The 2,036-nt window shown below is 67.7% G+C and carries 3 protein-coding genes; 2 read left to right on the top strand and 1 reads right to left on the bottom strand.

What is annotated here, in order from left to right; all coding sequences use genetic code 11:
• Together AC1DOC_RS31155 and AC1DOC_RS31150 are read left to right on the top strand one after the other, a co-directional pair.
• Nucleotides 1-458, top strand: a 458-nt coding sequence (locus AC1DOC_RS31155) for an anti-sigma factor family protein (protein WP_478131273.1), incomplete at its 5' end; no start/stop codon positions are given.
• A 72-nt stretch (nucleotides 459-530) separates the two neighbouring features.
• Nucleotides 531-926: a COG4315 family predicted lipoprotein gene (locus AC1DOC_RS31150; RefSeq protein ID WP_012747857.1), complete on the top strand. Its 396-nt coding sequence runs from the start codon at nucleotides 531-533 to the stop codon at nucleotides 924-926.
• 82 nt (nucleotides 927-1,008) lie between these two features.
• On the opposite strand, the gene AC1DOC_RS31145 is transcribed toward AC1DOC_RS31150, so the two are convergent.
• Entirely contained in the window at nucleotides 1,009-1,932 is a 924-nt protein-coding gene (locus tag AC1DOC_RS31145) for a DMT family transporter (protein ID WP_026284059.1), read from the bottom strand.
• Nucleotides 1,933-2,036: the final 104 nt, after the last annotated feature.

Below are 2,036 nucleotides of genomic sequence, written 5' to 3'. Positions count from 1 at the left end.
GGCCTGCGATGCGCGAATTCGTGCACGACGCGTCCATTGCCCACGCCGTCTATGCGCCGGAAAAAAGGCACCCGGTCGAGGTGGCTGCCAGCGAGCAGCAGCACCTCGTGCAGTGGCTGTCCAAGCGCCTGGACAGGCCGCTCAAGGTGCCGGACCTGACCGCCATGGGCTACACGCTCGTCGGCGGCCGCCTCTTGCCCGGGGAAAGCGGCGCGCGCGCCCAGTTCATGTTCGAGGACGCCGCCGGCGAACGCATCACGCTCTACATCGGCACCCTCGACAGCCAGGCCGCCGCCGGCACCGCCGCATCGCGCGAAACAGCCTTCCGTTTCGCGTCCGAAGGACCGGTGCCCAGCTTCTATTGGATCGACCAGGGCTTCGGCTATGCCGTTGCCGGCAAGCTACCGCGTGAAGTTTTGCTGAAACTCGCGACGCTCGCCTACCGCGATTTGTCGTGAGGCCGGCATAAACTGCCGTGTCGCGCAACCACTGCCTTGTTTTCGCGATTTTTCAACTGAAGGAGAAACTGCATGAAATTGCTCAGCGCCTCGATCCTCGCGGCGGCATTGCTCGCCGGCTGCGGCGGCATGTCCAACAAGACCGCCAGCGCCCCCGACACCCCCACCCGCACCGCCGATGGCGTGCTGGTCGGCCCGAATGGCATGACGCTGTACACCTTCGCCCGCGACACGGCCGGTGCAGGCACCTCCGCCTGCAACGCCCAGTGCGCCGCCAACTGGCCGCCGCTGCCGGTGGCCGAAACTGCCAAGCCGATGGGTGGCTACACCATCATCGTGCGCGAAGACGGCAAGAGGCAGTGGGCCTACAAGGGCTGGCCGCTCTATTACTGGACCAAGGATAGCAAGCCGGGCGACAAGACCGGCGACGGCGTCCTGAACGGCGCCTGGAAGGTGGCCCGCCCCTGATTCCGTGATCGCCTGATCGCGCTCCAACTCGAGGGCCCCGGCAGATGTCGGGGCCTTTTCTTTTTTGGCTCGCGCAAGCGGCTCAGTGGGCGGTGGGAAGCGCGTCGTCGGCCACGGTGGCGCGGCGCCCGCGCAGCGCCAGCAGCTCGTTGAAAACCAGCGCACCGATGACCAGCGCGCCGCCGGTCAGCACGCTCGCAGCCGGCTCCTCGCCCGCGCCGATCCAGGCCAGTGCAATGCCGAAGATCACCTCGAGCAGCGCGAGCAGCGCCACCTCGGGCGCCTTGAGCACCTGCGCGCACAGGACCGCCAGCACGCAGGGAATGGCCAGCTGGAAAACACCGAGGAAAGCGAGCAGGCCGAGATCGTGCGCATTGGCCTGGAACGGCAAGGCAAAAGGCAGCGTGAGCAGCGCGCTCAGCGCCGCGCCGATCAGCACCGCGGGAACCAGGTCGATGTCATGTCCCTTGGCGCGCGCATGCTGGACCACCGTCCAGTTGGTGGCGCCCGCGAGCGGCACGCACAGCGCCACCAGCGTTCCGAGCAGCGATCCGCCCGCCGCCCCGCCCTGCATCAGTTGCGTGCCGTACATCCACGCGATGCCGAGGCCGGCCACCACGATGGCCACCCAAGTCCGCACGGGCAGGCGGTGACCGATGAAGAGGCGCGCGGCCAGCGCAGTGAGCAATGGGCCCAGCGACATCGTGACCAGCACGCTGGCCGTCGAAGCCAGCGTGAGCGCCACCATGAAGGCAGTGAACATCACGGTCCAGCAGACGCCCGAGATCCAGAGCTCGCGCCCGCCCGAGCGGATCTGCGAGAACACCGCCCGGCCCCGCCAAAGCGGCAAGATCACCAGCAGCGCAAGCATCGTGAAGAAGCTGCGCCAGAAGGTGATCTCGAAACTGTGGGCCTGCGCCAGGTGCCGCGTGACAACGCCCGCCGTGGCCCACATCAGGGTCACGGCAACCATCAGCCACACGGCCCCGCCGTGGGTCAGGCGCAGCAGCACGGCTGGATGGCGATCAGCTCGCCATTTCGCGGCTGGCGCGCTTGCGCTCGTTTTCCTTGAGGAAACGCTTGCGCAGGCGCACGCTCTTGGGCGTGATC

The sequence above is a fragment of the Variovorax sp. 01T439_2 genome (genome assembly GCF_056398445.1).
This window is presented reverse-complemented; position numbering and strand designations above follow the sequence as displayed.

Bases quoted from the DNA above. Each gene is read 5' to 3' on its own strand.
- AC1DOC_RS31150 (WP_012747857.1), top strand. From the start codon at position 531: ATGAAATTGCTCAGCGCCTCGATCCTCGCGGCGGCATTGCTCGCCGGC.